The sequence below is a fragment of the Geotalea uraniireducens genome, from assembly GCF_027943965.1.
In the GTDB taxonomy this organism is placed as follows: Bacteria; Desulfobacterota; Desulfuromonadia; order Geobacterales; family Geobacteraceae; genus Geobacter; species Geobacter uraniireducens.
Window position 1 is genome coordinate 3887494 of sequence record NZ_AP027151.1, and the last position, 24578, is coordinate 3912071.

General features: G+C 66.0%; 30 protein-coding genes and 1 riboswitch. Of the genes, 10 read left to right on the forward strand and 20 right to left on the reverse strand.

The genetic code is table 11. The features are described from left to right. The 6 genes from QMN23_RS18160 to QMN23_RS18185 all read right to left on the reverse strand — a co-directional run bounded on the left by QMN23_RS18160 (position 1) and on the right by QMN23_RS18185 (position 5729). Complete coding sequence (locus QMN23_RS18160) at positions 1-1629, reverse strand: ABC-F family ATP-binding cassette domain-containing protein (RefSeq protein ID WP_282000744.1); 1629 nt, start codon at positions 1627-1629, stop codon at positions 1-3. A 22-nt stretch (positions 1630-1651) separates the two neighbouring features. After that, positions 1652-3289, reverse strand: coding sequence for an ABC-F family ATP-binding cassette domain-containing protein (locus QMN23_RS18165; protein ID WP_282000745.1), 1638 nt, complete (start codon positions 3287-3289; stop codon positions 1652-1654). A gap of 130 nt (positions 3290-3419) precedes the next feature. Then, entirely contained in the window at positions 3420-4283 is an 864-nt protein-coding gene (locus QMN23_RS18170; protein WP_282000746.1) for a CvfB family protein, read from the reverse strand. Between the two features lie 51 nt (positions 4284-4334). After that, positions 4335-4595 carry a DUF3862 domain-containing protein gene (locus QMN23_RS18175; RefSeq protein WP_282000747.1) on the reverse strand — a complete coding sequence of 87 codons (261 nt, stop codon included), beginning with the start codon at positions 4593-4595 and terminating at the stop codon, positions 4335-4337. Between the two features lie 205 nt (positions 4596-4800). Continuing rightward, a complete protein-coding gene (locus QMN23_RS18180; RefSeq protein WP_282000748.1) occupies positions 4801-5304 on the reverse strand; it encodes a hypothetical protein in 504 nt (167 codons plus the stop codon). After that, entirely contained in the window at positions 5301-5729 is a 429-nt protein-coding gene (locus QMN23_RS18185) for an arsenate reductase family protein (protein WP_282000749.1), read from the reverse strand. Before QMN23_RS18185 ends, QMN23_RS18180 begins: the two co-directional genes overlap by 4 nt. A gap of 233 nt (positions 5730-5962) precedes the next feature. Between QMN23_RS18185 and QMN23_RS18190 the strand changes: the two genes are divergently transcribed. Both QMN23_RS18190 and QMN23_RS18195 read left to right on the forward strand, forming a co-directional pair. Next, entirely contained in the window at positions 5963-6337 is a 375-nt protein-coding gene (locus QMN23_RS18190) for a VOC family protein (RefSeq protein WP_282000750.1), read from the forward strand. A gap of 211 nt (positions 6338-6548) precedes the next feature. Then, entirely contained in the window at positions 6549-7409 is an 861-nt protein-coding gene (locus QMN23_RS18195) for a hypothetical protein (RefSeq protein ID WP_282000751.1), read from the forward strand. A 98-nt stretch (positions 7410-7507) separates the two neighbouring features. Here QMN23_RS18195 and QMN23_RS18200 read toward each other — a convergent pair whose 3' ends face one another. Together QMN23_RS18200 and QMN23_RS18205 are read right to left on the reverse strand one after the other, a co-directional pair. Beyond that, a complete protein-coding gene (locus QMN23_RS18200; RefSeq protein WP_282000752.1) occupies positions 7508-8005 on the reverse strand; it encodes an SRPBCC family protein in 498 nt (165 codons plus the stop codon). Beyond that, a complete protein-coding gene (locus QMN23_RS18205; protein ID WP_282000753.1) occupies positions 8002-8775 on the reverse strand; it encodes a SagB/ThcOx family dehydrogenase in 774 nt (257 codons plus the stop codon). Before QMN23_RS18205 ends, QMN23_RS18200 begins: the two co-directional genes overlap by 4 nt. A 79-nt stretch (positions 8776-8854) precedes the next feature. Continuing rightward, positions 8855-8931, forward strand: a riboswitch (cyclic di-GMP riboswitch). Between the two features lie 59 nt (positions 8932-8990). On the opposite strand from QMN23_RS18205, the gene QMN23_RS18210 reads away from it, so the two are divergent. Beyond that, the gene (locus QMN23_RS18210; RefSeq protein WP_282000754.1) at positions 8991-9923 is read left to right on the forward strand and encodes a DUF4382 domain-containing protein; all 933 of its coding nucleotides are present in this window, start codon (positions 8991-8993) and stop codon (positions 9921-9923) included. 203 nt (positions 9924-10126) lie between these two features. Here the strand turns inward: QMN23_RS18210 and QMN23_RS18215 are convergent, their stop codons facing one another. Together QMN23_RS18215 and QMN23_RS18220 are read right to left on the reverse strand one after the other, a co-directional pair. Further along, on the reverse strand, positions 10127-10855 hold the full coding sequence (locus QMN23_RS18215; protein WP_282000755.1) for a cupin domain-containing protein: 729 nt from the start codon (positions 10853-10855) through the stop codon (positions 10127-10129). A gap of 33 nt (positions 10856-10888) precedes the next feature. Next, positions 10889-11467 (reverse strand): hypothetical protein, encoded by a 579-nt coding sequence (locus QMN23_RS18220; RefSeq protein WP_282000756.1) that lies wholly within the window; start codon positions 11465-11467, stop codon positions 10889-10891. Positions 11468-11804: 337 nt separating this feature from the next. Here QMN23_RS18220 and QMN23_RS18225 point away from each other — a divergent pair, with 337 nt between their 5' ends. Both QMN23_RS18225 and QMN23_RS18230 read left to right on the forward strand, forming a co-directional pair. Further along, on the forward strand, positions 11805-12104 hold the full coding sequence (locus tag QMN23_RS18225) for a P-II family nitrogen regulator (RefSeq protein WP_282000757.1): 300 nt from the start codon (positions 11805-11807) through the stop codon (positions 12102-12104). Between the two features lie 120 nt (positions 12105-12224). Next, positions 12225-13133 carry an NmrA family NAD(P)-binding protein gene (locus QMN23_RS18230; protein WP_282000758.1) on the forward strand — a complete coding sequence of 303 codons (909 nt, stop codon included), beginning with the start codon at positions 12225-12227 and terminating at the stop codon, positions 13131-13133. Positions 13134-13219: 86 nt separating this feature from the next. On the opposite strand, the gene QMN23_RS18235 is transcribed toward QMN23_RS18230, so the two are convergent. After that, positions 13220-14053: a DUF2238 domain-containing protein gene (locus QMN23_RS18235; protein WP_282000759.1), complete on the reverse strand. Its 834-nt coding sequence runs from the start codon at positions 14051-14053 to the stop codon at positions 13220-13222. 54 nt (positions 14054-14107) lie between these two features. Continuing rightward, positions 14108-14743, reverse strand: coding sequence for an HAD family hydrolase (locus tag QMN23_RS18240; protein ID WP_282000760.1), 636 nt, complete (start codon positions 14741-14743; stop codon positions 14108-14110). A 145-nt stretch (positions 14744-14888) separates the two neighbouring features. On the opposite strand from QMN23_RS18240, the gene QMN23_RS18245 reads away from it, so the two are divergent. Further along, complete coding sequence (locus QMN23_RS18245) at positions 14889-16097, forward strand: MFS transporter (protein WP_282000761.1); 1209 nt, start codon at positions 14889-14891, stop codon at positions 16095-16097. 109 nt (positions 16098-16206) lie between these two features. Here the strand turns inward: QMN23_RS18245 and QMN23_RS18250 are convergent, their stop codons facing one another. Next, complete coding sequence (locus tag QMN23_RS18250; RefSeq protein ID WP_282000762.1) at positions 16207-16842, reverse strand: flavodoxin family protein; 636 nt, start codon at positions 16840-16842, stop codon at positions 16207-16209. Between the two features lie 134 nt (positions 16843-16976). On the opposite strand from QMN23_RS18250, the gene QMN23_RS18255 reads away from it, so the two are divergent. After that, entirely contained in the window at positions 16977-17321 is a 345-nt protein-coding gene (locus QMN23_RS18255) for a winged helix-turn-helix transcriptional regulator (protein WP_282000763.1), read from the forward strand. A 78-nt stretch (positions 17322-17399) separates the two neighbouring features. Here QMN23_RS18255 and QMN23_RS18260 read toward each other — a convergent pair whose 3' ends face one another. From QMN23_RS18260 to QMN23_RS18275, 4 genes are all read right to left on the reverse strand, one after another. After that, a complete protein-coding gene (locus QMN23_RS18260; protein ID WP_282000764.1) occupies positions 17400-17918 on the reverse strand; it encodes a hypothetical protein in 519 nt (172 codons plus the stop codon). A gap of 96 nt (positions 17919-18014) precedes the next feature. Further along, positions 18015-18350, reverse strand: coding sequence for an MGMT family protein (locus tag QMN23_RS18265; RefSeq protein ID WP_282000765.1), 336 nt, complete (start codon positions 18348-18350; stop codon positions 18015-18017). A gap of 28 nt (positions 18351-18378) precedes the next feature. After that, complete coding sequence (locus QMN23_RS18270; RefSeq protein WP_282000766.1) at positions 18379-19077, reverse strand: LrgB family protein; 699 nt, start codon at positions 19075-19077, stop codon at positions 18379-18381. Continuing rightward, entirely contained in the window at positions 19064-19486 is a 423-nt protein-coding gene (locus tag QMN23_RS18275) for a CidA/LrgA family protein (protein WP_282000767.1), read from the reverse strand. Before QMN23_RS18275 ends, QMN23_RS18270 begins: the two co-directional genes overlap by 14 nt. Positions 19487-19584: 98 nt before the next feature. Between QMN23_RS18275 and QMN23_RS18280 the strand changes: the two genes are divergently transcribed. Next, positions 19585-20472 (forward strand): LysR family transcriptional regulator, encoded by an 888-nt coding sequence (locus QMN23_RS18280; RefSeq protein WP_282000768.1) that lies wholly within the window; start codon positions 19585-19587, stop codon positions 20470-20472. A gap of 92 nt (positions 20473-20564) precedes the next feature. Here QMN23_RS18280 and QMN23_RS18285 read toward each other — a convergent pair whose 3' ends face one another. The 3 genes from QMN23_RS18285 to QMN23_RS18295 form a co-directional block, all read right to left on the reverse strand. Continuing rightward, positions 20565-21110, reverse strand: a complete 546-nt coding sequence (locus tag QMN23_RS18285) for a YkgJ family cysteine cluster protein (protein ID WP_282000769.1) — start codon at positions 21108-21110, stop codon at positions 20565-20567. A 29-nt stretch (positions 21111-21139) separates the two neighbouring features. Then, positions 21140-21595, reverse strand: coding sequence for a YaiI/YqxD family protein (locus QMN23_RS18290; protein WP_282000770.1), 456 nt, complete (start codon positions 21593-21595; stop codon positions 21140-21142). A gap of 75 nt (positions 21596-21670) precedes the next feature. After that, complete coding sequence (locus QMN23_RS18295) at positions 21671-22153, reverse strand: transcription elongation factor GreAB (RefSeq protein ID WP_282000771.1); 483 nt, start codon at positions 22151-22153, stop codon at positions 21671-21673. Positions 22154-22567: 414 nt separating this feature from the next. On the opposite strand from QMN23_RS18295, the gene QMN23_RS18300 reads away from it, so the two are divergent. Together QMN23_RS18300 and QMN23_RS18305 are read left to right on the forward strand one after the other, a co-directional pair. Further along, complete coding sequence (locus QMN23_RS18300) at positions 22568-23719, forward strand: Fic family protein (RefSeq protein WP_282000772.1); 1152 nt, start codon at positions 22568-22570, stop codon at positions 23717-23719. A 272-nt stretch (positions 23720-23991) separates the two neighbouring features. Next, positions 23992-24498, forward strand: a complete 507-nt coding sequence (locus QMN23_RS18305; protein WP_282000773.1) for a methyltransferase — start codon at positions 23992-23994, stop codon at positions 24496-24498. The last annotated feature ends 80 nt before the right edge of the window (positions 24499-24578 follow it).

The window sequence follows — 24578 nt, forward strand, 5'->3', positions numbered from 1 at the left end:
TCAGGCCGCTTCGCCGTGGACCTTGTGCAGGTAGTAGGCGTAGTCCCCCTGGTAAACCCGCAGCTCGCCATGGTCGATCTCGTAGACCCGGTCGACGAGGGAGCGGAGGAAGTGGCGGTCGTGGCTGACCAGCAGGACCGTGCCGGTGAAGTTCCGCAGGGCGTCGAGCAGGATTTCCCGTGACTTGATGTCCAGGTGGTTGGTCGGCTCATCGAGCACCAGGAAGTTGTGCGGCCGGGCCAAAAGCGTCGCCAGCACCACCCGGCTCCGTTCGCCGCCCGAAAGGTTCTCGATCCGCTTCTCCACCGCGTCACCGGAGAAGAGGAAGGCGCCGAGGAGATTGCGGATCACGCCGATGGTCGCCAGCGGCATCGCTTCCTGGACAGTCTCGAAGACCGTCTTCCGCGGATCGAGCAACTCCATGGCGTGCTGGCTGAAGTAGCCGAGCTCCACGTTCGCCCCCCGGACGACGGTGCCGGCGGTCGGGGCGGTCTGCCCGGCCAGCGCCTTGAGAAAGGTCGACTTGCCGGCGCCGTTCACCCCGACGACGGCAATTTTCTCCCCCCGCCGGACGATACCGGAAATACCGCTGAAAACCGGTTTTTCAAGACCGTCCGCCCCTTGCCAGCTCTTGGCCAGCCCATTCATCACCACCACGTCGTCACCGCTGCGCGGCGGTTCGTTGAAGGCGAAGCGAACCGCCCGCTCCTCGGCCGGCAGCTCGATCCGCTCGATCTTCTCCAGCTTCTTCACCCGGGACTGAACCTGGGCCGCATGGGAGGCGCGGGCGGCGAAGCGGGCGATGAATTCCTCCTCCTTGGCGAGCATCTCCTGCTGCCGCCGGTGGCTCGCCACCAGCTGCTCGTGGCGGAGCTCCCGCTCCCGTTCGTAGAAATCGTAATTGCCGCCGTAGGTGGTGACCGTCTTGTTGTTCACCTCGATGATCCGGCTGACGATCCGGTTCATGAAGTCGCGGTCGTGGCTGGTCATCAGCAGCGCCCCGCCGAACTCTGTCGCCAGCCACTCCTCCAGCCAGATGATCGATTCGACGTCCAGATGGTTGGTCGGCTCGTCGAGCAGCAGTACGTCGGGCTGGAGGGTGAGAATCCGGGCCAGGCCGATCCGCATCTTCCAGCCGCCGCTGAACGACTCCACCGGCAGGTTGAAGCGGTCGGGGCCGATGCCGAGACCGGTCAGCACCGCCTGGGCACGGCTGTCGAGATCGTAGCCGCCGCGATGCTCGAACTCCTCCATGGCGGTGCCGTAGCGCTCCAACAGCGCCGCCAGCTCGTCGTCCCCCAGCGGTTCGGCCATCGCCCGCTCCATCGCTTTCAGCTCGCCGGCCAGCTGCACCGTCGCCGCCGAGCCGGCCATCACCTCTTCCAGGGCGCTTCGGCCGGCCATTTCCCCCACGTCCTGGGAAAAGTAGCCGATGGTGGTCTTTTTGCCGCAGCTGATCTCGCCGGCGTCCGCCTCTTCCTCGCCGGTGATCAGCCGGAAGATGGTGGTCTTGCCGGCGCCGTTCGGTCCGACCAGCCCGGTCCGCGACCCGGGGAGGATCTGGAAGCTGGCGTCGCGGAACAGCAGCTGAGCGCCGTGCTGTTTGGTGATGTTCGACAGATGAATCATAACGGCTCCGTAACGGGGTCGGTTAGAGGGTCAGGTCGTGGTGGCCATGCCAGAGCCGGTCGCGGGTCTCGGCCACTTCGGCGCTTTCCAGGTACTCCTCGAAGCCCATCACCCGGTCGATGACCCCGCCGGGGGTGATCTCGACGATCCGGTTCGCCACGGTGGCAACGAACTCGTGGTCGTGGGAGGCGAAGAGCAGCACCTCGGGAAAGGCGATCAGGCCGTTGTTGAGGGCGGTGATCGACTCCAGGTCGAGGTGGTTGGTCGGTTCGTCGAGCAGCAGCACGTTGGCGCCGGTGAGCATCATCCGGGCCAGCATGCAGCGAACCCGCTCGCCGCCGGAGAGAACGGCGGTCTTCTTGGTCGCCTCGTCGCCGGAGAAGAGCATCCGGCCGAGGAAGCCGCGGGCAAAGGACTCGCCCTCGCTCGGCGGCGAGTACTGGCCGAGCCACTCGATCAGGTTCAGGTCGTTGGCGAAATAGGCGGCGTTCTCCTTCGGGAAATAGGCGCTGGTGATGGTCACCCCCCAGCGGAAGCTGCCGCTGTCCGGCTCCAGTTCGCCGGCCAGGATCTGGAAGAGGGTCGTCTTGGCCAGGCCGTTGCCGCCGACCAGGGCAATTTTGTCCCCTTTACGCACCGTCAGGGTCAGATCCTGGAGCACCGGCACACCGTCGATCGCCTTGGCGAGGTTGGTGATCTCGAGGATGATGTCGCCGCAGGGACGCTCCGGCTTGAAGACCACGTAAGGGTACTTGCGCGACGAAACCGGCATCTCCTCGACGGTCAGCTTCTCCAGCAGCCGTTTCCGCGAGGTGGCCTGCTTGGCCTTGGAGGCATTGGAGCTGAAGCGCTGGATGAACTCCTTCAGTTCGTTGGCCCGCTCGGTAACCTTGCGGTTCTCGTCCTGCTTCTGCTTCAGGGTCAGCTGGCTCGCCTGGTACCAGAAATCATAGTTGCCGACGTAGACCTGAATCCGGCCGAAGTCGATATCGGCGACATGGGTGCAGACCTGGTTGAGGAAGTGGCGATCGTGGGAGACGACGATCACCGTGTTGGGGAAGCGGAAGAGGAACTCCGCCAGCCAGGCGATCGACTTCAGGTCCAGGTGGTTGGTCGGCTCGTCGAGCAGCAGCACGTCCGGGCTGCCGAACAGCGCCTGGGCCAGCAGCACCCGGACCTTGTCGCCCCCCTCCAGCTCCTTCATCTGCTTGTGCCGCAGCTCTTCGGGAATGCCGAGGCCGTTGAGCAGCACCGCCGCCTCGGACTCCGCCTCGTAACCGTTCAGCTCGGCGAACTCGGCCTCCAGCTCCGCCGAACGGATCCCGTCCTCTTCGGAAAAATCGGCCTTGGCGTACAGCGCCTCCCGGGCGGTCATCACTTCGTACAGCCGGGCATGCCCCATGATGACGGTGTTGAAGACGGTATGCTCATCGAAGGCGAACTGGTCCTGTTTCAGCACGGCGATCCGCTCCCGCGGCCCGACCGAGACGGTCCCCGAGTCCGCTTCGAGCTCGCCGGCGAGGATCTTGAGGAAGGTGGATTTGCCGGCGCCGTTGGCGCCGATCAGGCCGTAGCAGTTGCCCGGCACAAACTTGATGTTGACGTCCTTGAAAATGACCCGCTTGCCATAGGCAAGGCTGACATTGGTAGCACTAATCATCCGTTGACTCTCTTTCTGCGCCCACAAAAAAGACCACAGGGGGGTGTCCCTGTGGTCCAGGTGCTTACCAGATATAGCATGTTACGGCGGCGCTCGCAACTCATTAGCCGCCCGGCCGCGCCGGTGGCGCTCAGGGCCGCTTCGGCCCGGGTTTCTTCGCGGTCAGCGCGACGCCGGTGGCGGCGAGCGTCACCAGCCCTTCCTTATAAAGGCCGCCGACCGCCTTCTTGAAGGTCTTCTTGCTCATCCCGAGGGTCTGCTGAATGGCCTCCGGCGAGCTCTGGTCATGGAGGGGGAGACTGCCGCCGTGGGCCGCCAGCGCCGCCAGGATCGCCTCGCGGGCGTCGGCCACCCCCGCCGCGCCGACCTTGTGCAACGTCACATCCAGCTTGCCGTCCGGCCGGAGCCGCTTGACGTAACCGGCCAGGCGGATGCCGGGGCGGACGCCGGCCGGCAGCTCGTCCCGATAGAGCAGCCCGGGGAACCGGTCGTCAACGATCACCTTGGCGCCGAGCTCGGTGAGCTGCCAGACGAGCAGGGTCACCGCCGCCCCTTCCTGCAGCGCAGGCCGGCCATAGTCCAGGCAATCGTCGATCCGGGCATTGCCGAACGGCCGCCCCTGCCGGTCGACGGCTACTTTCACCAGGCAGCTCTCGCCGACCTGCAAGCGCTCCTGCTGGAGACTGGCCGGCACGAGCAGGTCCTTGGCCAGCCCCCAGTCGAGAAAGGCGCCGTGGGGACCGACCGAACGGACCGTCAGCAGGGCGAATTCGCCGGCCTGGGCCAGCGGCTGCCGGCAGGTGGCCTGCAACTCCCCGGTCTGGTCCTGATAGAGGAACGCCGCCAGCTCGTCGCCGGCCGCCGCCTCCGGGACCTCCCGCCGGGGGAGATGCGCCAGTCGCCCGCCGGCCTCCAGCCAGATTCCCCGCTGGTCGACCCGGGCAACCCGCAGGATGTGCACCCGGCATAGTTCGGGTTGTGCGGAGTTTTCCACCTTTTCCTCCTTGCGCGCCCCGGAAACGCCGCGAGGTGTTCCGGGAGCCGGCTACTTGAGATTCTTGCTGGTGAACAGCACCACCTTGCCGCCGACGAAGTTGACCGTGATGTTCCGCTGTTCGTCCCCCCAGACGCAACTCCGGACGAACAGCGCCTCCGAACAGTGGTCGGGCTTGCCGAGGATATCGACCACCTCGTCATAACCGAGCCCCATCTGCAGCTTTTCGTAATTCTCCATGGTCAGCTTGCTGCAGCCGAACAGCAGTGCCAGCAGCGAGCAGGCGATCAGCAGCCGTATCCGTCTTCGCACCGTCGTCTTCCTTTCCCCGGAAAATGTTGCCCTTCCCTGCGCATTATAGCGGAAAACCGGCGGCGTGTCCCGCCGCGGCCGCGGCAGCACCCGCAAAAAAACCATGGGCACCCCCATGGTTCGTTCGCCTGCCAGCTCTAGCACGATCCGGCGCCCGACGCAACCCCTTTACCGCCGCCGGCGGACGCCGTGCCGGAATTGGCCGCTACTCGCCCCCCCTGCCCGGCAGGGAGGCAAGGAGCTGCTGCAGCTCCGCCCCCTCGACCGTCTCCCGGAGCAGCAACTCCGCGGCGAGCCGCTCGACCACCGGCCAGATCGCGCCGTCCGCCAGCCACTCCTCCAGCCGGCGCATGACGTTGCGGCTGACGAGCGCCACCCGTGCTTCGTCGCCCAGCACGCGCCAGGCCTGTTCCTGCCAGGCGGCCAGATCGCTCAGCGCCACGACCGGCTCGGCAGCCGGCGGGGAATTCGCCAGGTACCGTTCTTCGGCGGCGATCCCGGCCAGCGTCACCAGGCCAAATTCGTAAAGCCCGAAGAGGATTTCCTGGTCGAGGAGCGCCTCGCCGGCGGCGGGCAGGCCGCCCCAGGCGGCACCGTGCTCGCCGGCCAGGGAAACGCGGCGCACGGCGCTGCGTCGCCCCCCCACCAGGGTTTGCACCACCGCATGCCCGGCCTGGTGGATCGCCAGCCGCGCCGGTTCGGGGATCATGGCCGGCCTCCCGCCGGGGCGCTCCGGGTCACGCAGGGACAGTTCCGCGGATCCCGCTCGCCGACGGTGGCAAGCGCCAGCCCGAGCCAGTTGTGCACCTGGGCCACCTCGAAGCCGGCCAGCCGTTCCTCGCCGACCTGCATCAGCGGCCGGACGATGAAGAGCGGCTCGGCCACCATCAGCCGCAGCGCCTCCTCCCGGCCGAAGGACGCCGGCACCACCTCGCCCGATTTGATCCGCGGATGGGCCGGATTGAACCACTCCACGACCGGCCGGTCGCCGAAGAAGAGCGCCAGGCGCTCCTCGCTCCACGGCTCGGCAAGCAGGTTGCGCACCTCCAGCTGATGCCCGGAGGCAAGCAGGATTTCCTTCTGCCGGGCATTCCCCTGGCACCCCGGCTTTTCCCAGAAAATGATCGTCGCCATCGTTCCTCCCGTCGATACGGCTCCCCACGGCCGACAGAAAAAGAGCCCGCAGGGAATGCTTCCCCCGTGGGCTCCGTTGCCATGGCCGGCCGTACGTGTCGTGGATGTTGTTGCGGCTACCAGTATACCAGACTCCGGCCGGCGGAGCGGAAATTTCCTTCGCCCTTCCCGGAACCGGCAGCGATATAATGAAAGACAGCGGAGATCACCGCCGAGAGAAAGGAGTGCGTGTCATGGCAAATCCGTTCGTGCATGTTGAACTGGCGACCAACGACCTGGCCAGGGCCAAGGCGTTTTACGGCGAACTGTTCGATTGGCAGCTGGAAGAAATTTCGGGAATGGACTACACGCTGATCAAGGTCGGCGAAGGGACCGGCGGGGGGATAATGAAAAACCCCGTTCCCGGCGCCCCGTCGTTCTGGCTCGCCTACGTGCTGGTCGATGACGCGGCCGCCGCCACCGACAAGGCCCGCGCCCTCGGGGCAACGATCTGCAAAGGGGTCACCGAGGTCCCTGGCATCGGCTGGTTCAGCGTCATCACCGACCCGACCGGCGCGACGCTGGCGCTCTGGCAGATGAACCCGGCAGCCGGCAAAGCCGCCGGCTGAGCGGCGGTCCAAGCAGCCACGGCGGCCCACCGGCCGCTGTGGCGCCATCCGGCATAGCCGCCCCCTCCCGATTGACAGCCCGGCCACCGGGGATACACTAGAGGGGCACCCCCTGCGGGATGCCACCGCCTGCACCACCCGACCCGTCCGCCGGCACATACCACGCAGCCGGCCGGCGCCAGCCGCGCCGCCGGGCACCATGGAGGAGACCATGCGGAAGATACGTTACGGAATCGTCATGCTGGGGCTGCTGCTCTGCTGTTCGGCGCCCCCGGCCCAGGCCGGCATCAGCATCGGCATCGGCCTGCCGAACCTGCAGATCGGCATCAACCTGCCGCTGTTCCCCGACCTCGTGCCGGTGCCGGGCTATCCGGTCTATTACGCCCCCCGGGTTGATGCCAACTATTTCTTCTACGACGGCATGTACTGGGTCTATCTCGACGACAGCTGGTACGCGAGCTACTGGTACAACGGCCCGTGGTCGCTGGTCGACCCCTATGACGTGCCGCTGTTCATCCTGCGGATCCCGGTCCGCTACTACCGGCACCCGCCGCCCTACTTCCGGGGCTGGCGCCGGGATGCACCCCCCCGATGGGGCGAGCATTGGGGGAGGGAGTGGGAACAGCGGCACCATAATTGGGACCGTTGGAACCGGCGGGGCGCCCCGTCCCGCGCGCCGCTCCCCTCCTACCAGCGGAGCTATAGCGGCGATCGCTATCCCGCAATGGACCAGCAACGCGAGCTGCGCCGCCAGCATTACCGCTACCAGCCCCGCAGCAAGGCGGTCCGTGAGCACTTCAGGCAACAGGGGGGACAGCCGGCAGCGGCGCCGGTGCGTCGGCAAGGGCAGGAAGAGCGGCAGATGAGGAAGCAGGGACCGCAGGAAATCCAGCGGCCGGCCCCGTATCAGCCGGCACCGCAGCAGCGCGGCCCGACCTACCGGGAAGAACGGCGGCCGCAGGCGCCGGGACAGTACGAACGACAGGCGCCCCGGCCCCAGGGGCAGGAACAGCGGGGGCAGGGCCAGTGGCAGAAGAAAGACGATGAACGGGAGCGGGGCCGGGAACGGTGACCCCGCCCGCCGCGCCGGGGAAAGCAACGGCTCCCCTGCCGGCAATAGCTTTCACCTCATGCAGTAGCACACGGGCGGCCCCATGGCCGCCCGTCGTTTTATCCGGCCTCCCCCGGACCGCCGCCCCCGGCGGCGCCGCTCAAGCGGCCGAACCGCTCCTCCAGCACCCGACGGCGATAGGCGAAGATCCCGGCGAGCCGTCGCTGCACCAGCGGCGCGATCAGCCGGCTCAACGGTTCGAACGGCAGGCGGTAATGGACCAGATCGGTCATCTCGGTTCCGCCGGCGACCTCCCGGAAGAGGTGCTGGTGATGCCAGAAGCGGTAGGGGCCGCAGCGCTGTTCGTCGACAAAGAACCGCGGCTCCTCGGCCCGGGTGATCTCCGTCACCCAGGCGACCGGTAGCCCGACGAAGGGGGTTACGGTGTAGCTGACGATCATCCCGGCATACATCCGCGCCGGCAGCGGCGAGGTGACCCGGAAACCGAGGTCGGGCGGGGTGATCAGCGGCAGGTTGGCGGGATTGGCGAAGAATGCCCACGCCGCCGCCAGCGGGATCGGCAGCGCTTGGGTCTGCTGCAGCCGATAGAGTTTCATCGCCTGCCCCCGCCAACCTTGCCGACCGGGGCGAGATAGACGACGAACTCCTCGGCGCCATCCACCCCGAGCAGTTGATCGGCCAATTCTTGGTTATAGGCGGCGATGGCACAGGTCCCGGCGCCAATCGCCTCGCAGGCCAGGTAGAGATTCTGGCAGAGATGCCCGGCATCGAGGGCGATCACCTTGTAGGACGCCTCGGCATAGCGCCACTCGGTACGGCCGGGGATGGCCGTCCAGAGGAACGTCACCGCCGCCTCCCCGGCGAAGCGTTGTCCCCGGGCGGCTGCCGTAAGCCGGACCGCCAGATCGGCGGGTGCGCCGACCGCCACGAGGGCGTGGTCGAGCGGGAGATAGCGGTAGATGCCCGAAGGCAGGGTAGCGACTTGCAGCACGGCCAGGTAGGTCTCGAAGGGATGGCGGCAGCCGGCCGACGGCACGGTGCGGAACACCGCCGCCTCGGGGAGCTGCTGGCGCACCCCCTGGCTGCCCCAGAGGAGAAACGCCAGCTCGTCGAGGGTCAGCGGCGCCGCCAGGAACCGGCGCCGGCTTTCCCGCCGGGCTAGGGCGGCGACGAGTTCGCAGGGCGGAATCCGCCACTCCTCCGGCCGCGGCAGCGGGACGATCGTCGCGCCCGGTGCCGGCGGTTTTTGGACCGGCGGCGGCGCGACGCCCCGCGACTGGGGAGTGTCCCACCAATCGACTTCGTCCCTGATCCGGTCGGTAAGAAAATAGCGGCCCGATTCCCTGGTTATCGATGGTTTGGGCATCGGCATCCTCCGTAACAGATTGTCACTTGACTTTCGCCTGACGCTGTTATAGTTGGCAGTACAAAACGATTGACGTGGTAGACGATAATACTCAACCACCCGCGAGGGTGGGGCGGAAAGCCCACAGGGTCTCACCGAGACAGCCGGGTTGCCGAAATATCACCCTATTTCAGCGGCCCGGCTTTGTCATTTTCCGGGCCGGCAAAGGAGCGCCTATGTGGAAAAGAATGTCAGCCCTCTTAACAATGGTGGTCGCCCTTGGCATCGCGTCGTTCGCCCTGCTCCAGTTCCAGGGATGTGGTGGCGGCGGCGGGAGCGGCAGCTCCTCGACGGGAACCCTGCAGTTGGCCATCACCGACAAGCAGAGCGACAATTTCGCCCAGGTGGTCGTCAGCATCAGGGAGATCCGGGCGGTGCCCGCCGGCCGCGAGAATGCCGCGGACAATGACCCGGGGCTGCCGATCGTGGCCCAGTTCAGTATACCACGGGTCATCGACGTCATGCAGTTGCAGTTCGTGCAGCAGGCCCTGGGAGAAGCGCTTCTGCCGGCCGGGACCTACAGCCAGATCCGCCTGATCCTCGAACCGAACCCCACCGGGCAGGGACAAACACCGGTCAACTATCTCGTCCTGAAAACCGATCCGGCGACCAGAATCCCGCTGACGACGCCCAGTGCCCAGCAGTCCGGCCTTAAAATCCTCGGCCCGATCACCGTCAAACAGGGCCAGATCAACGCGGTGATGATCGACTTCGATCCGAATACCGCCATCGTCGCCCGCGGCAACGGCGCCTACAACCTGAAACCGACCGGCATCCGGCTGGTCCAGCTGGCGGCAGTCCTCGGCCAGTACGGCTCGATTACCGGCAACGTCACCGCCTTCGCCCCGTGGTCCAGCGCCACGGTAGCCGTCAAGCGGCGCGGCACGATCAACGACGTCGACCCGATCGCCAGCGGCCGCATCTTCAGCAACTACACCAGCGGCACCTGGCAGGCCCCCTTCGCCGCCTTCGTCCCCGGCTCGACGTCGGTCTCGTACAAGACCTTCATCACCGCCAACGGCTTCCAGGTCTACTCCTCGCCGGCGGTAAACGTCACCGCGGGGGCCGCCACCGACCTCGGCGATATCGGTCTGACCACAAGCCCCTGAGGAAGAACCATCGCCGGTGCCAACAGCAAAGGGCGGCCCCAGGGGTCGCCCTTTGTCAATTGCCGCCCCCTTCACTGAAGGCTTCCAGGCGGCCCTTTTCCCTCTCCCTCCCCCGTTTTCCCGTCGCTGCCGACAATTCAACTCTGGCCGGAGAACGCGAAACGTCAACGGGGGAGAATGGCGCCACCGGCAATGCCGGCCGGTCAGTCGGCCGGGGTCAGCCGCCGGATGATCCCGGCATGGGCCGGGAAGCGACGGAGCAGCTCGGCCCGGTGCCCCAGCTCGAAATCGGCAAAATCGAAGCCGGGAGCCACCGTGCACCCCACCAGCGAGTATGCGCCCGCCGTCTCGGCGCCGAACCAGCACCCCGCCGGGACCGCTGCCTGGAACGTCTCGCCCGCCGCCGGCTCGCTCCCCAGCCGCAGGGAATAGTAGTCGCCGCCGGGAGTGATGACATGGACGGTCAGCGGAGCACCGGCATGGAAATGCCACAGCTCGTCCGACCTGAGCCGGTGCAGCGCCGACACGTCCCCCCGTTCCAGCAGGAAGTAGATCGCCGTCGCGTAGGAACGCTCGCCGGCGAACGGCTCCGGGAGGAGGTGGCCGGGGATTGAGCCGCTTGCCCGATAGGTCTCCCGGTACCACCCTCCCTCCGGATGGCGGGCCAGGCCGAGGGAGTCGATCAGTCCGGCAGCGGTCACGCCAGTGGGATGGTCGGCGGCGATCAGCCGGAAACGGGGCTGCGCGACACCGTTCACCGTCACCGTCTCGCCGAACATCGCCAGCGGCCGCACCCAGAGGGAACCGTCGGCGGCGAGGCAGCGGTAGACCACCAGCGGTTCATCGGTCTCGCTGTGGCGGGCAATGCCGATGACCCGGTACTCGCCCCCCTTGTAGTGCCGGTACAATCCCGGCGCCGGTTGCCAATCCATTGTTCCCCCTTCCCGTCCGCCGATGGCCGCACTTTACGCCGGATGCGGGCGAAGTCGCCGGACCAGTGCCGGCACGATGAGCATCGCCCCGAGGACGAAGAGCACCGTCGTCTCGGGGTCGTGAAAATAGCTGTTCAGGCGCACGGTGGTCAGGGCGATCACCGCAAAATAGAGCATGTCGCCGGCGATGGCGAAGAGCCAGCCGGCGACGAAGCCGTAACCGGCGGCCAGCGCCGAGGAACGGCCGGTCATCGGATCGACGCCGAAGGCAATCATCACCAGTGCCAGCGGCCCGGCGCCGGTACCGCCGAAATGCGCCGCGCTCCGCGCCGTGGCTGCCTTCAGGGCGGTGCCGAGCCGGGCGAGAAACGGCACCCGGCCACAGAGCAGGGCGAGCAGCCGCAGCACCGGTTCGAAGGCCACAGCCAGAAGGAGATCCGAAACCAGGTAGAGCAGGGTGGTAACCGGCCAGGTCACCCCTTTGGCCTGGGCGAGCAGCACCCCGGCCGGGATGCCGCCCCCCACCGGGATGACGAACAGCTTCAGGACCGCCAGCAGGGCAGACGGCGACGGGGCCGGCCCGAAGGGGGAGGAGAGCGGAAATGCGGTCATAAACAGCCTGCTTCTCGAAGATGGCGCTGCCGCTGCAGCGCTGCCTGCCACTATAGCACAGCGGCCGGACCGCTGACGAACAGATAATGCCCCGCCCGCGTGCCCCAGTCCCCGCCGGAAAACGCCCGTCCCGCGGTGGCCTGACCATTTCCTGAACACCCGGCGCCCCCCTGCACAACTTTCCGGCACCCCGTCGTGTACCCCCCGAGCGGGCCACGGCTAACCGGCCGTGATCGTTACGTTAATGATCGACACTTGCCTTGGCACGGGCCATGTAACGACCTTCCCAAGCCGCTCCGGCACGTTGGGGCGGTAAAGCCCGCACCGGGAGGGAGCCATGCAACAGATCGAAGCGGTCATCCAGAAATTTAGGCTGCAGGAAGTCCGGGACGCCCTGGAGGAGATGGGAGTCGACGATTTCATGGAGAGCATCGTCCGCTGCCACGAAAAGGGGCCGCCGATGCGGTTTCGCGGGGCGACGTTCCCGGCGGACGTCGTCGAGAAGGTGAAACTCGACATCATCGCGGCGGACGCTGCTGCCGCCGGCATCATCGCCACCCTCGGTGCCATCGGCGGCAACGGGCACCGGGAAGAGTGCCGAATCGCCTGTCGCCCCTATCCGGAAGCTAAGCGGTAGCCTGGCGACAACTGATATTGAAATTCCATATCACCGTAACCTCCGGAATGTGCTATAGTAACTCCATAGCAGCTAAGTGAAAAGAGCGCACGGCGCTTCGCAGCGCCGGAGGAGGATACTATGTACGTCATCACCGGAGCAACGGGCAATATCGGCAGTAAAATTGCCGATATCCTGCTGACCGCAGGCGAGCAGGTGCGAGTGATCAGTAGGAAGAGAGAACATCTCCAGCGGTTTGTCAATCGGGGTGCAGAAGCGGCTATCGGCGACCTGACGGATAGGGCATTCCTGGTCGAAGCCTTCCGCGGCGCCACGGCGGTGTTCTCCATGATCCCCCCGGGATACAACGCCGGGGATTTCCGGGCTTACCAGAACGAGATCGGTGAAAATCTCGCCACGGCGATCACGGCGGCAGGAGTGAAGTACGTCGTGAACCTGAGCAGCCAGGGAGCCGAGCTGGCCGAGGGGACCGGGCCGATTCTCGGGCTCCGCGACCAGGAAGCGCGGCTCAACCGGCTGGCCGGGGTGAACGTTCTCCATCTCCGTCCTACCTACTTCATGGAGAATCTGCAGTTGAACATCCCCCTGATCAACGCCAAGGGGATCGCCGGCTCGGCCATCCGCGGCGACGTGAAGTTCGCCATGATCGCCACCCGCGACATCGCCGCCTACGCAGCAGAGCGGCTCGTCAAACGGGACTTCGCCGGCAAGGGTGTCCAGGACCTGCTCGGTGAGCGCGATCTCTCCCTCGCCGAAGCGACCGCCGTCATCGGCCGGAGCATCGGCCTCGCCAATCTGCAGTACGTGCAGTTCTCGTACGGGGAAGCGGAACGGTGGCTGCGCGAGATGGGGATCGGCAGCGACGCGAGCCGGCTGTTCATCGAGATGAACCGGGCTCTGAACGAGGGACGCTTTGCCGTCAACCGGCCGAGGACGTCGGAAAACACGACCACGACCTCAATCGAGGCGTTCGCCAAGACGACCTTTGCCGAGCACTTCGCGGCAGCAGCCGCGCGCAAAGCCGCCTGAGCCGGCTTCCGGCAGAGCGGCAGCAGCGAAAAAAGCCCGCTTTCGGCGGGCTTTTTTCGTGTTGAGGCGATATGTACAGTCCAGCCCTACCCTTCGGGCGCCACCGGCCACTTACCGGCTACCGCCGCGTCGGTCTCGCGCAACGCCCGGTCGTGAATCCGGGCCAGCAGGAGCTGGGCGGTCAGCGCGCCGATCAGACAGAAAAACATGTCCCACTGGGTATCCCAGACATCCCCCTGGGTGCCGAGGAAGGCATCGGCAGCCGACCCGCCGAGCAGGGCACTCCACCACTCGATGAACTCATAGCAGGCGCTGAAGGCGAGACAGACCGAGGTCGTCAGCAGGAACAGCCATTTTCCCGGCAGCAACGGCGAACGGCGGAGCAGGATTTCGCGGGTCAGGATCGCCGGAACGAACCCCTGGGCGAAGTGGCCGATCCGGTCGTAGTGATTGCGGGCGAAGCCGAACAGCTCTTTCAGCCAGTTGCCGAGCGGCACCTCGGCATAGGTATAGTGGCCGCCGACCATCAGAATCAGCGCATGGACGAACAGCAGCCGGTACAAGAGCGTGGTCAGCGGCAGGCGCCGGTAGCTGGCGACCAAGAGCGGCGCGATGATCAGGATCGGGGCGATCTCCATCAGCCAGGTCGGGTAATCGTGCGGCCGGATGGCGGAGACCGCCAGGCAGGTCACGGTGGCCAGCACAAGGAAGCGCGGTTCGCGGCGGTTGCGCGGTTGGGACATCGTCTCGGATCTCCTGTGCCTGACCGTCAGCCGACCAGCGGCCAGCCACGGTTCCTCTTCGAGGAAGCTCCCCGCCACGGTCGCCTCCATCTCCAGGAACCGCCGGTACGGCATGGTGAAGGTGAGCGTCTCCCGGCCCGCCTGGGGTCGGAGGTACTCGAGGGTCGCGGAAATCATGCCACAGGCGGAGCGGCACGGCAAAGAATTTCTGCTGCGCTCCCCTTTTCTGCCCTAGTCGAGGCCGAGCAGCGCCGGCAGCTCGTCGATCCCCGTCAGCAGCCAGCGGGCGGCGCCGAAATCGCCCCCCCGGTTCATCTCGCCGGGGATCGCGGCGACGGCCAGTCCGGCCCGGGCGGCGGAGATCACCCCCCGCTCCGAATCCTCGATGGCCAGGCAGCGGCCGGGGTCGAGCCCGGCCCGGACGCAGGCGGTCCGGTACGGCTCCGGATCGGGCTTGGAGGCGCCGTAATCCTCGCGGGTGAGGATGAAATCGAAATAGCCGAGCAGCCCGCTCGCCCGGTGCATCTGCAGGAAATTCTCCCGGCGGCAGCTGGTGACGATCGCCATCGGCAGCCGGCCGTGGAGCCGCGCCAGGGTTTCCGCCACCCCCGCCAGCGGCCGCGCCTCTTCGCCCAACAGCCGGTAATAGAGCTCGTCCCGCACCCGGCGGAGCGCCGTCGTCGCCTCCTCCCCCCTGCCGGCGGCCAGATCGAGGACGCTCTCCCCCTGGCGCAGCGAGATACGGCGGAAGTCGTCGAGGGTGAGCGTCACCCCCGCCTGCGCCAGCGCCGCCGCATTGGCCTGATAGTAAAGGTGCTCGGTCTCCATCAGCACCCCGTCGTTGTCCCAGAAAATCCCGTCGAACATCGTCGTCTCGCTGCCGCCTTCCGTCAAGGGTCAAGAACTGCCCGCTGCCGACAACCATTGTGCTGCAGCTCGCCGGCAAATTTCAAGCGCGGAATGCGCCGCAGCCGCCGGCAGCCGCACCTTCCCGCTTCATAATTGCGCCGGAATGGGCCATAATGCCGCCATGACCTCGCTCCGGCGCAATATCCCCCTGCTCTACGCCTTCTCCTTCCTGCAGATGACCCTCTTCCCGATGGCGATCATCACCCTCTTCTGGAAGGACCGGATCGGCCTCTCGCTGGCGCAGATCCTCCTTTTGCAAAGCATCTTTGCCGTAGCGATGGTCGTAATGGAATACCCCTCCGGCTACATCAGCGACCGGCTCGGCTACCGCACCGCCCTGACCCTGGCGGCGGTCCTCGGCGTTGCCGGCTGGGGGGTCTACACCGTCGCCTCCTCGTTCCGCGACGTGCTGATCGCCGAAACCCTGCTCGGCATCTCCACCTCGTTCATCAGCGGCACCGACAGCGCCCTGCTCTATGAATCGCTCAAGGGAACGGCGGACGAGGCGGCCTACGGCCGCTTCGAGGGGCGCTCCACCTTTTTCGGCCAGACCGGCGAGGCCGCCGGGGCGCTCTTCGCCGGGGTCCTCTACGCCCGCTACCCGCTCCTCCCCTTCCTGCTCCAGGTGGCGGTCTGGCTCCTGGCGCTCCTCCTCACCCGCGGCATGAGCGAACCGCCCCGCGAGCGGCACTGCCAGGTCAACCATCTGCACGAGGCCCTTGCCTCGGCGCGCTATGTCTTCGTCGACAACCGGCGCCTGCGGGTAACGGTCCTCCTCAGCATCGCCCTCGGCCTCGCCTCCTTCTACCCGGTCTGGCTGATCCAGCCCTACATGCGGCAGGCCGGCGTCCCCCTCGCCTCCTTCGGCCCGATCTGGGCCGGCGCCAACCTCACCGTCGCCCTCTGCGCCGTCAGCAGCCACCGGCTGCGCGAGCAGTTCGGCGACCGCGGTATGATCGTCTTCCTGATAGTGCTGGTCTGGGGCGGCTTTCTCGGGCTTGGGCTGGCGGTGGGGGTGTGGGGCTTTCTCTTCTATTACCTGCTGACGGCAATGCGGGGGTTGCGGGGACCGTTCCTGCTGCACGTCGCCCAAGCCGAAATCCCCTCCGCCAACCGGGCAGGGATGCTCTCGCTCCAGTCCCTCTGCTTCCGGCTGCTCTTCGCCGTCACCGGCCCGTTCATCGGCCGCTATGCCGACGCTCATGGGGTGGGGAACAGCTTCCGGCTGCTCTTCGTCGCCTACCTGCTCCTCCTGCCGCCGCTGGTCTGGCTGTTCCTGCGCCAGCGGCAGAAGAGTGCGGTGAGCCATTGAGGCCAGGAGCCAATTGCCGGGGAAGGCGGGGAAACCGGCCGGCTGGCAGGGCTGGCGAACTGACAAGACAAAGGCGGCCGCGTGGCCGCCTTGCCGTTTGTCGCCGCGTTCAGCGGATGAAGCTCATGTAGGTCTTCGGCTCCCGCGGCGGCGGGGGGACCGCTTCCCGGCCGTGGGCCACCAGTTTCAGCAACCAGGCCATGTTTTTCCCCAGCACCCGCATGATCTGCACCCCCTCCTCGTCCCGGACCACCTCGCCCGGCGCCCGGCCGTGGATGACGTTCCAGTAGTTGGAGGTCGGCAGCAGCATCTCGGCGTAGTTGAGGAAGTTGTTCAGCTGGTCGAAGGTCGGCAGGCCGCCCGAGCGGCGCACCGCCACCACCGCCGCGCCGACCTTGTGCCGCAGCATGCCGTCGTTGACGCCGGCGACGTAGAAAGCCCGGTCGAGGAACGACTTCATCGTCCCGGCAACGGCGGCATAGTGCACCGGCGAGCTGAGGATGATTCCGTCGGCCTGCTTCATCTTCTGCAGCCACTCGTTGACCTCGTCGCCCGGCAGTACGCACCGCTCGTTCTTGTTCTTCGCGCACTGGCCGCAGGCGATGCACCCGCGGATAACCTTGTTCCCCACCTGAACGATCTCGGTTTCGATCCCTTCCCGTTCCAGCTCCGCCGTCACCATCTTCAGCGCATGCCAGGTATTCCCCTCCGCATGGGGACTGCCGTTAAACGCCACCACCTTCATGATATCGCCCTCCCGTGAATTTCCGGTTCACATTCCCAACCGTTTGCGCTATTTTTATGCATAGGGATTTTACAGTCAATTACGTACTTATTTGGTACGTAGTACCTATTTTGGAACCATAGCGGAGCACGGCAATGAGCGAGACAACGGCGGACCGGCTGGTCTATCGGGGCAAAGAGTACACCTGCGGCATCGACGTCACCCTGGCGGTAGTCGGCGGCAAATGGAAGGCGTCGATCCTCTGGCACCTGGCGCAGCAGACGATGCGCTTTTCCGATCTGCAGCGACAGTTTTCGGATACCACCCGCAAGATGCTCACCCAGCAGCTGCGCGAATTGGAAACCGACGGACTGGTCCACCGGGAGGTCTATCCACAGGTGCCGCCGAAGGTCGAGTATTCGCTGACCGAAAAGGGGATGAGCATGTATCCGATCCTCCTGCAGATGGGCAACTGGGCACGGGAGCATCTGCGCGACTGAACCGGCGCCGGCGATTCCGCTGCACCAAAAGAAAAGGCGGCCGCTTGGCCGCCCGATGCAGGATGAACGCTCACGGCATTACCCTCCTGCCGGATTTTTCCCTTCGCCGGCAAGCGCCGCCAGAATCTCATGCAAGTGATCGATGTGAAACTGGATGTGGAACTCGCCCAGTGCCTTGATCATCCCGTCAAGCGTGGGATACTCGCCCAGCGGCGATTCTTTCAACTCCGGAATATGCGCCGTCCGGGCCAGCTGCGCCTCGGTCAGGCCCACCGCAAAGTCGGCCACCCGCCGGTAATTCCGCTCGCTCTCGGCGACCAGTTCGCTGAAGCTCATCGCCGCACGTTTTTCGGTAAAGAACGGATTCTCGGCATTGAGATCGAGCAAGGGGATGTCGTGATCGATAAAGGCCTTGAGGAGCGGCAGATGCCCCGTCCCCTCGGGGCCGCACAGATGGGAAAGGATCTGCTTGGGAGACCACCGGCCCGCCGGCGCCCGGGCGGCCAGACTCTCGTCAACGCCCGCACAGGACTCTTTCAGCGTCGCTACCTTCTGCAGGATTTCCTCAGCCAGTTGCTTACCACGTGAAGTTGTCATGGTGTCACCTCCCGGTACTGCGTGCCTCCTGCTCTCAGTGTACCGCAGATCGCCGGCTACGCCCACACCTCGTCCTGCCCCGAGACGAAAAAGCCGCTACGGATTGGCCGGCCCACCGCCCGCCGTTTCCAGCTCCCAGCCGTAGCGGCTGAGATCGACCCGCCGCCGGGCGTCGAACCGCACCCCTTCGGCCTCCAGCAGCAACCGCTGGATGAGGTCGCCGCCGCCGTTGCGGCGCGGGCTCACCTCCCCCCGGGCGTTGATTACCCGTTGCCAGGGGACGTCATGACCGGCCGGGAGCGCCGCCATGGCAAAGCCGACGGTCCGCGCCGTGCAGCCGACCTGCCGGGCGATCCGCCCGTAGGTGGTGACCCGCCCCGGCGGGACCCGGCGGACCAGGGTGTAAATGCGGGCATACAGGGGGCTGGACATGGGGTAACGAGCTCCTCTCTCTTCTACCCTAGCGCACCACGGCGGCCAAAAGCGGCGCCGTCAGCACATTGAGCAGACCGACCAGCACCATGACAAGCCCGGCGATGGCGCCGATCTCGCCGTCGATCTGGTGGGCCTTGGCGGTTCCGGCCCCATGGGCCCCCATGCCGAAAAGCGCCCCCCGGGCAACGGCGGAGCGGAGCGGCAGGCAGGCGAGAAGCCCCTCGCCCAGGGCTGCCCCCAGGACGCCGGTCAAGACCACGAATACCGCGGTGAGGGCCGGCACGCCGCCGATATCCCCCGAGACCGTCATGGCGAAGGGGGTGCTGAGGGAACGCGGCAGTAGACTGAGACAGAGGAGCCGGTCCAACCCCAGCATACTTGCCAGCCACCACGAGGAGAGAAACGAGGTGATGCTCCCCGCCAGGACCCCCAGCAAGAGCAGCGGCCAGGTGCGGCGGATCAGCTGCCGCTCCTCGTAGATCGGGATGGCGAAGGAGACCGTGGCCGGGGCCAGGAGAGCCAGCAGCCAGTGGGTTCCCCGGATGTATTCGGCATAGCTCTCGTGCAGCACCAGCGCCACCGCGATCAGCAGCACCGGCGAGATCATGAGCGGCGAGAGCCACCAGCAGGGCCGGCGACGGTAAAGCGCCTTGCCGAGGAAATAGAGGCCGATGGTCAGCGCCGACCAGAAGAGCGCCGCCAATAACCGGTCAGTCGGTCCCATGACAGACCTTCTTCCCGGCGTTCAGCCACCGGTAACAGAGATCGATGACCACCGCCGTCACCAGCATGACCATCACCGTGCTCACCAGGATCACCACCAGAATCTTCAGCCCCAGGACTCCCACCAGCTCCCGATGATCCAGCACCGCCAGCACGGCCGGGATGAAGAAGAGGAGCATATCCGCCAGAAAGAGCCGGGCCCCCTGGCGAACCGTACCGATGCCGATCTTGCCGCTCCCCAGCAGGATGAGCAGGAGGAACAGGCCGAGGATGGCCCCGGGGACCGGCAGGCCGGTCAAGCGGGCCACCAGGTCGCCGACGAACCAGAATCCCAGGATCACCAGGACCTGCAGCCAGCGGCTTCTCCGGCAGGTCCGGAGCCAGATCGCCCTGATGTGTCGGGTTGTCATACCTTCTCCTTTCGCGCGCACTGATTGCATGATAGGCGGTTCTATGCTATTCGTACAGTGAAATATCCGACTATAATTGATTCCAAAAAGGAATAGTCATGGACATCCGGGCGCTGCGCGCATTTGTCGAGGTAGTTCGCCAGGGGGGCTTTTCGCGGGCCGCCGAGGTAGTCTTCACCACCCAGTCGACGGTAAGCAAGGCGGTCCGGCAGCTGGAGGACGAGCTCGGTTTCCGGCTGCTGGAGCGGGTCGGCCACAAAAGCCGGCTGACCGAGGCGGGGGAGATCGTCTACCGGCGCGCCCTGTCGATCCTGGCGCAGCGGGACGACCTGAAGGCCGAACTGGAGGAGCTGCGGGGGCTGGAGGGGGGGACCCTCCGCCTCGGCTTCCCGCTGATCGGCAGCAGCATCCTCTTCGCCCGCTGGTTCGCCGCCTTCCGGAGCCGTTATCCGGGGGTGGAGCTGCGGCTCGTCGAGCACGGCAGCAAGAAGCTGGAGGAGCTGGTACTGGCCGGCGAGCTGGACCTGGCGGCGTCGCTCCTGCCGGTGGGGGAGGAATTTGCCTGGCAGGAGCTGCGGCGGGAGCCGGTCGACCTGCTGCTGGCTGCCGATCACCCCCTGGCCGGCCGCGAGACCCTGGCGTTCGCCGACTTGGCGGAGCTGCCGCTCATCCTCTACGGCGAGGGGTTTGCCCTCAATCCGCTGATCATGGCCGCCTGCCGGACGGCCGGCTTCCCCCCCCGGGTGGCGACCCGGTCGAGCCAGCTCGATCTGGTGGTCGAACTGGTTGCCTCGGGTCTCGGCGGCGCCTTCCTCCCCCGGCTGATCGCCGAGCAGCGCCCCCACCCGGCCACAAAACGCATCCCGGTGGGAGCGCCGGAGATCTACTGGCACATGGCCCTGATCTGGCGGCGCGACGGCTACCTCTCCCACGCCGCCCAGGCCTGGCTGGCCATGGCCGGCGACCCCGACGTCAGCGGTGGCTAGCCGGCGCTCGGTTACGTATTTCACAAGACCCGGAGCCAGTACGCAACGCTACTCCGGCAACAACAAAGGCGGCCGCTTGACCGCCTTTTGACTTATTGTATGCCGTCCCCGGAGCTCCGCCGCATCATGGAATTATAGCCGCCCTGGTAGGGGCCGAGGATTTTTTCCAGATGGGGTCTGAGGAAGGCCAGGAGTGCCAGCATGGCGTCGGCGGGATTCGGGCAGCCGTGGCGGGAAGCGGCGAGGTTGTAGTAAATCCGGCAGGCCAGCGGGCGCATGGCGTAGATGCCGCAGTTGCGCCGAGCGCGGTTGAAGAAGGGGCAGAAGCCGTCGTTGTCGTGCGGCTGGGGCAGAAGGTCGAGGAGCGCCTGCTCCCGGGCGAAGACGTCGGGGCGGCAGAGGCAGCAGGAGCCGGTGACGCAGCCGGCAGCGGCCGCATCGGTGTGGCAGAAGGTATGGGGGAAGACGCGCCGGCCGAAGCGGTCGGCCGCCCGGTAAATGAAGGCGAGCTGCCGCCCCTGGTCCGCCCCGGCCCGCTCGGCCCAGATGACCCGGCGTTTGAGTCGCTCGATCTCCCGCGCGACGAGTGCGGCACTCCCCGTGGCAGGGGCCAGGATGTGCAGAGGTGAACCAGGCATGGCTGAATCCCCCGAGACGTGGCTACCGACTAGCGCCGGAGCATGCGATGCAGCAGGCTGTCCAGGGCCGAAGCAAAGCGGTTGCGGTCGCTCATGCTGAACGGTGCCGGGCCGCCCCCCTGGATCATGCCGGTGTCGCGCAGCTCGCTCAACAGGTCGCGCATCGCCAGCCGGTCGCCGATAGACTCCTCGGTGTAGCGTTCGCCGCGCGGATTGAGCGCCACCCCCCCCTTGGCGACGACCCGGGCGGCCAGCGGCACGTCGGCGGTGACCACCAGGTCGGTCGGGAGGGCGTGCTCGGCGATGTAGTCGTCCGCCACGTCGAAGCCTTCAGCCACCACGATGGTCTCCACCAGTGGGCCGGCATGCTTGGCGAGGCTCTTGTTGGCCACCAGGCAGAGCGGCACCTGCAGCCGGGTCGAGGCCCGGAAGAGGATTTCTTTCACCGCCCGCGGGCAGGCATCGGCATCAATCCAGATCTTCATACAGCTCCCAACGATTCTTTTCGGGTGAACCTCTTGAAAACTACTGCGGGGCCGGTCTGCGGTGTTGCAAGAGGCTCAGGCGATAGCCACGATAGTGTAGAGCTTCCCCGCGCCGGCGTCCACCCCCGCTACCTCATCACCCGCCACCAGACCGAGCAGCCGTTTGCCCAAGGGGGAAGCCGGCGTAATAACCACGGTCTCTCCCGCCGGATCGGCCAGCTTCATCCCGCCGGCCTGGGGGCCGATGAACAGCCGGAGCGCCTCGCCCGCCTCGTCCTCCAAGGTCACCAGGGCGGTCAGCCGCACCGGCGTATCGTCGTCAAACGCCTGCAGCTCCAGGGTACGGTACGCCTCCAGACTCCGGCGGATCTCCTGCGCCCGGTTGGCCTGTCCCTGGGCGATGTAAGAGGCCTCCAGCGCCGTGGTGTCGTACTTGTTGTCCGGCTGACACTCCTCATGGGTGGCCGCGGCGTGGGCATGCCGGGCCGCCGCGGTGAACAGGGCCAGATCGGCCTCCAGCCGGGCGATAATCGTGGCGACGAGGTACTGTTTGGTCATACGCAGCGTGTTCCGCGGAAGAGATACACCCGACAGGCGGGCGAGGTGGCACTGTAGTTGATTCTCGCGTGGCCGTCAAGCAGCGGCTGGGCGGTCAGCCGAAGAATCTGCCGACCGAGTGGCCGCCGTCTTTATGCGTATCACCGGTACACCGCGTCATGGCTGCCGATGTCGAGGAGGATGATCTCGTTTTCGGTGATCATGGCGGTCAGAGTGATGCGGTAGGAATCGGTCAACCTGACGGCATGACATCCGGCCATGCTTGCCGGAAAGTATGGCTGTCCGTAAAATTTGGAGTTAGCGTAGTTCTTAACGGGATAGATTGTAGTTGTCTTTTTTATCGTGCCATATATTATATTGTATTATAAAGATGTTATGTAATGATTGTGTATTTAGCAAAAAGGTACGATAGAGATGACGCAAGCCGCCTTTGTAGATATTCCGCTCAAACTCCCGCTCCTGTCGTTCGACTCTCCGCTCACGGATGTGATCATGGAGCTGGAGCATCTGCGGCGGCTGACCTTGAGTGGCGACACGCCGGCAGCCATATTTTACCAATTAAAGCAGATCTTCCATCTGCTGGAAAGCCTCGGTTCTGCCAGGATCGAGGGGAATCACACCACCCTGGCGGATTACGTCGAGGCGAAAATCGCTGCCGAATCGTCGCAGGGCGAGCAGATGCGGGAAATCGAGAACATCGAGCACGCCATGTCGTTTCTCGAAGAAGCCGTTGCCAAGGGGAGTCCCATTACCCATCAGTTCATCCGCGAGCAGCACGTCCTGACGGTGCGGGGGCTGGACCGCGAAGGGGACCGGACGCCCGGCGCATACCGGACCGGCTCGGTCGCCATTGCCGGCGCAAGCCACCTGCCGCCCGATGCACTGCGGGTGCCTGACTACATGGAAGAGCTGGTAGGGTTCATCAACCGTGACGACCCGCCCAAGTACGACCTGCTGAAAGCAGCCCTTGCCCACCACCGGTTTGCCTGGATTCACCCTTTCAGCAACGGCAACGGCCGGGTCGTCCGCCTGCTCACCTATGCGCTGCTGATCAAATACGGCTTCAACGTGCGTGCCGGCGGGCGCGTGCTCAATCCAACGGCCGTATTCTGCAATGACCGTGAACGGTATTATGCCATGCTGTCGCGGGCCGACGGTGGCGGCGACGACGGAATTGCCGAGTGGTGCCTGTACGTGCTGGCGGGGATCAGGGACGAACTGGCAAAGGTGGACCAGCTGACCCGTTACGAGGTCCTCAAGGAACGGATTCTCTTCCCGGCCCTGGATTACAGCCGGACGCGCGGCCTGATCACCCGGACCGAAGAGACGGTGCTGCGCCGTGCCGCCGAGCTTGGCACCTTCAAGGCGAGCGACTTCGGGGAGCTGTTTCCCGATCTGACCGAGCGGCAGCGCACCTACCAACTGAAAAAACTCGTCGACGCCCGGATGCTCCAGCCGATCCGGCCCCACGCCCGGGCCTACACCATCAACTTCGTCAATAATGCCCTGATCCGGGCGGTCATGCGGATTCTTGTCAGAGAAGGCTTTGTGCCGGCGTTGGATTGATGGAGTGTTGCGGGCTGAAATGCTAAAGGCGGCCTGATAGCCGCCTTGAAATTGGTATGGTGTCCATTTATTTCAACTGCTCCCGCGCAGTTGCACGCGACCTACGCTGATCGGAGTCACGCATGAACCACGCCTCCCGTAACCGCCTCACCGACCGTCACCTCGAACGTTTCCCCGGTGAGAGTCTCTTCGACCGCATCGCCCGTGCCGTCTGCCGCGCCGGCTGCCTGCCGCGCAAGGAACTCTACGAGGCCTGGGAGGTGGCGCGGCGGGTGCGGCGACGTCTGCGCGGCGGCCGCATTATCGACCTCGCCTGCGGCCACGGCCTCCTCTCCAGCATCCTGCTTCTCCTCGACGATAGCTCCCCGCACGCCCTCGGTATCGACCGTGCCCTGCCGCCGAGCGCGGGAAAGCTGCAGACGGTGCTGGAGAACGCCTGGCCACGCTTGGCCGGGCGGGTGGAGTTGCGTCGTGGGGAGCTTGAGGAGGTGGCATTGACGGCGGACGATCTGGTGGTCTCGGTTCACGCCTGTGGCGGTCTCACCGACCGGGTCATGGATCTGGCCATCGCGGCGCGCGCCCGGCTGGCGGTGCTGCCGTGCTGCCACGAGCTGGCGAGCGGCAGCGGCGTGGAGTTGCGCGGCTGGCTGGACGGAGCGCTGGCGATGGATGTGGCCCGCGTCGGACGGCTGCAGGCGGCCGGCTACCGGGTGGTGACGCAGACGATCCCGGCGGAGATTACACCGAAGAACCGGTTGCTGCTGGCGGAGCCGGAGTGAGGTGAGGGGGCTGTGCTGTATGGGTGAGAAGTGGCAGCCGGTTGGTTGCCTTTTGAATTTAAATAGGTATGGTGTTCCTG

Excerpts from the sequence above, each read along its gene's own strand:
- QMN23_RS18190 (WP_282000750.1), top strand. The coding sequence starts at position 5,963 with ATGGCAAATCCGTTCGTGCATGTTGAACTGGCGACCAACGACCTGGCC.
- QMN23_RS18235 (WP_282000759.1), bottom strand. The coding sequence starts at position 14,053 with ATGATTTCCGCGACCCTCGAGTACCTCCGACCCCAGGCGGGCCGGGAG.
- QMN23_RS18215 (WP_282000755.1), bottom strand. The coding sequence starts at position 10,855 with ATGGATTGGCAACCGGCGCCGGGATTGTACCGGCACTACAAGGGGGGC.
- QMN23_RS18210 (WP_282000754.1), top strand. The coding sequence starts at position 8,991 with ATGTGGAAAAGAATGTCAGCCCTCTTAACAATGGTGGTCGCCCTTGGC.
- QMN23_RS18240 (WP_282000760.1), bottom strand. The coding sequence starts at position 14,743 with ATGTTCGACGGGATTTTCTGGGACAACGACGGGGTGCTGATGGAGACC.
- QMN23_RS18270 (WP_282000766.1), bottom strand. The coding sequence starts at position 19,077 with ATGGGACCGACTGACCGGTTATTGGCGGCGCTCTTCTGGTCGGCGCTG.
- QMN23_RS18295 (WP_282000771.1), bottom strand. The coding sequence starts at position 22,153 with ATGACCAAACAGTACCTCGTCGCCACGATTATCGCCCGGCTGGAGGCC.
- QMN23_RS18205 (WP_282000753.1), bottom strand. The coding sequence starts at position 8,775 with ATGCCCAAACCATCGATAACCAGGGAATCGGGCCGCTATTTTCTTACC.
- QMN23_RS18165 (WP_282000745.1), bottom strand. The coding sequence starts at position 3,289 with ATGATTAGTGCTACCAATGTCAGCCTTGCCTATGGCAAGCGGGTCATT.
- QMN23_RS18225 (WP_282000757.1), top strand. The coding sequence starts at position 11,805 with ATGCAACAGATCGAAGCGGTCATCCAGAAATTTAGGCTGCAGGAAGTC.
- QMN23_RS18285 (WP_282000769.1), bottom strand. The coding sequence starts at position 21,110 with ATGCCTGGTTCACCTCTGCACATCCTGGCCCCTGCCACGGGGAGTGCC.
- QMN23_RS18230 (WP_282000758.1), top strand. The coding sequence starts at position 12,225 with ATGTACGTCATCACCGGAGCAACGGGCAATATCGGCAGTAAAATTGCC.
- QMN23_RS18200 (WP_282000752.1), bottom strand. The coding sequence starts at position 8,005 with ATGAAACTCTATCGGCTGCAGCAGACCCAAGCGCTGCCGATCCCGCTG.
- QMN23_RS18260 (WP_282000764.1), bottom strand. The coding sequence starts at position 17,918 with ATGACAACTTCACGTGGTAAGCAACTGGCTGAGGAAATCCTGCAGAAG.
- QMN23_RS18220 (WP_282000756.1), bottom strand. The coding sequence starts at position 11,467 with ATGACCGCATTTCCGCTCTCCTCCCCCTTCGGGCCGGCCCCGTCGCCG.
- QMN23_RS18290 (WP_282000770.1), bottom strand. The coding sequence starts at position 21,595 with ATGAAGATCTGGATTGATGCCGATGCCTGCCCGCGGGCGGTGAAAGAA.
- QMN23_RS18160 (WP_282000744.1), bottom strand. The coding sequence starts at position 1,629 with ATGATTCATCTGTCGAACATCACCAAACAGCACGGCGCTCAGCTGCTG.
- QMN23_RS18255 (WP_282000763.1), top strand. The coding sequence starts at position 16,977 with ATGAGCGAGACAACGGCGGACCGGCTGGTCTATCGGGGCAAAGAGTAC.
- QMN23_RS18275 (WP_282000767.1), bottom strand. The coding sequence starts at position 19,486 with ATGACAACCCGACACATCAGGGCGATCTGGCTCCGGACCTGCCGGAGA.
- QMN23_RS18245 (WP_282000761.1), top strand. The coding sequence starts at position 14,889 with ATGGGCCATAATGCCGCCATGACCTCGCTCCGGCGCAATATCCCCCTG.
- QMN23_RS18280 (WP_282000768.1), top strand. The coding sequence starts at position 19,585 with ATGGACATCCGGGCGCTGCGCGCATTTGTCGAGGTAGTTCGCCAGGGG.
- QMN23_RS18250 (WP_282000762.1), bottom strand. The coding sequence starts at position 16,842 with ATGAAGGTGGTGGCGTTTAACGGCAGTCCCCATGCGGAGGGGAATACC.
- QMN23_RS18195 (WP_282000751.1), top strand. The coding sequence starts at position 6,549 with ATGCGGAAGATACGTTACGGAATCGTCATGCTGGGGCTGCTGCTCTGC.
- QMN23_RS18265 (WP_282000765.1), bottom strand. The coding sequence starts at position 18,350 with ATGTCCAGCCCCCTGTATGCCCGCATTTACACCCTGGTCCGCCGGGTC.
- QMN23_RS18180 (WP_282000748.1), bottom strand. The coding sequence starts at position 5,304 with ATGATCCCCGAACCGGCGCGGCTGGCGATCCACCAGGCCGGGCATGCG.
- QMN23_RS18185 (WP_282000749.1), bottom strand. The coding sequence starts at position 5,729 with ATGGCGACGATCATTTTCTGGGAAAAGCCGGGGTGCCAGGGGAATGCC.
- QMN23_RS18300 (WP_282000772.1), top strand. The coding sequence starts at position 22,568 with ATGACGCAAGCCGCCTTTGTAGATATTCCGCTCAAACTCCCGCTCCTG.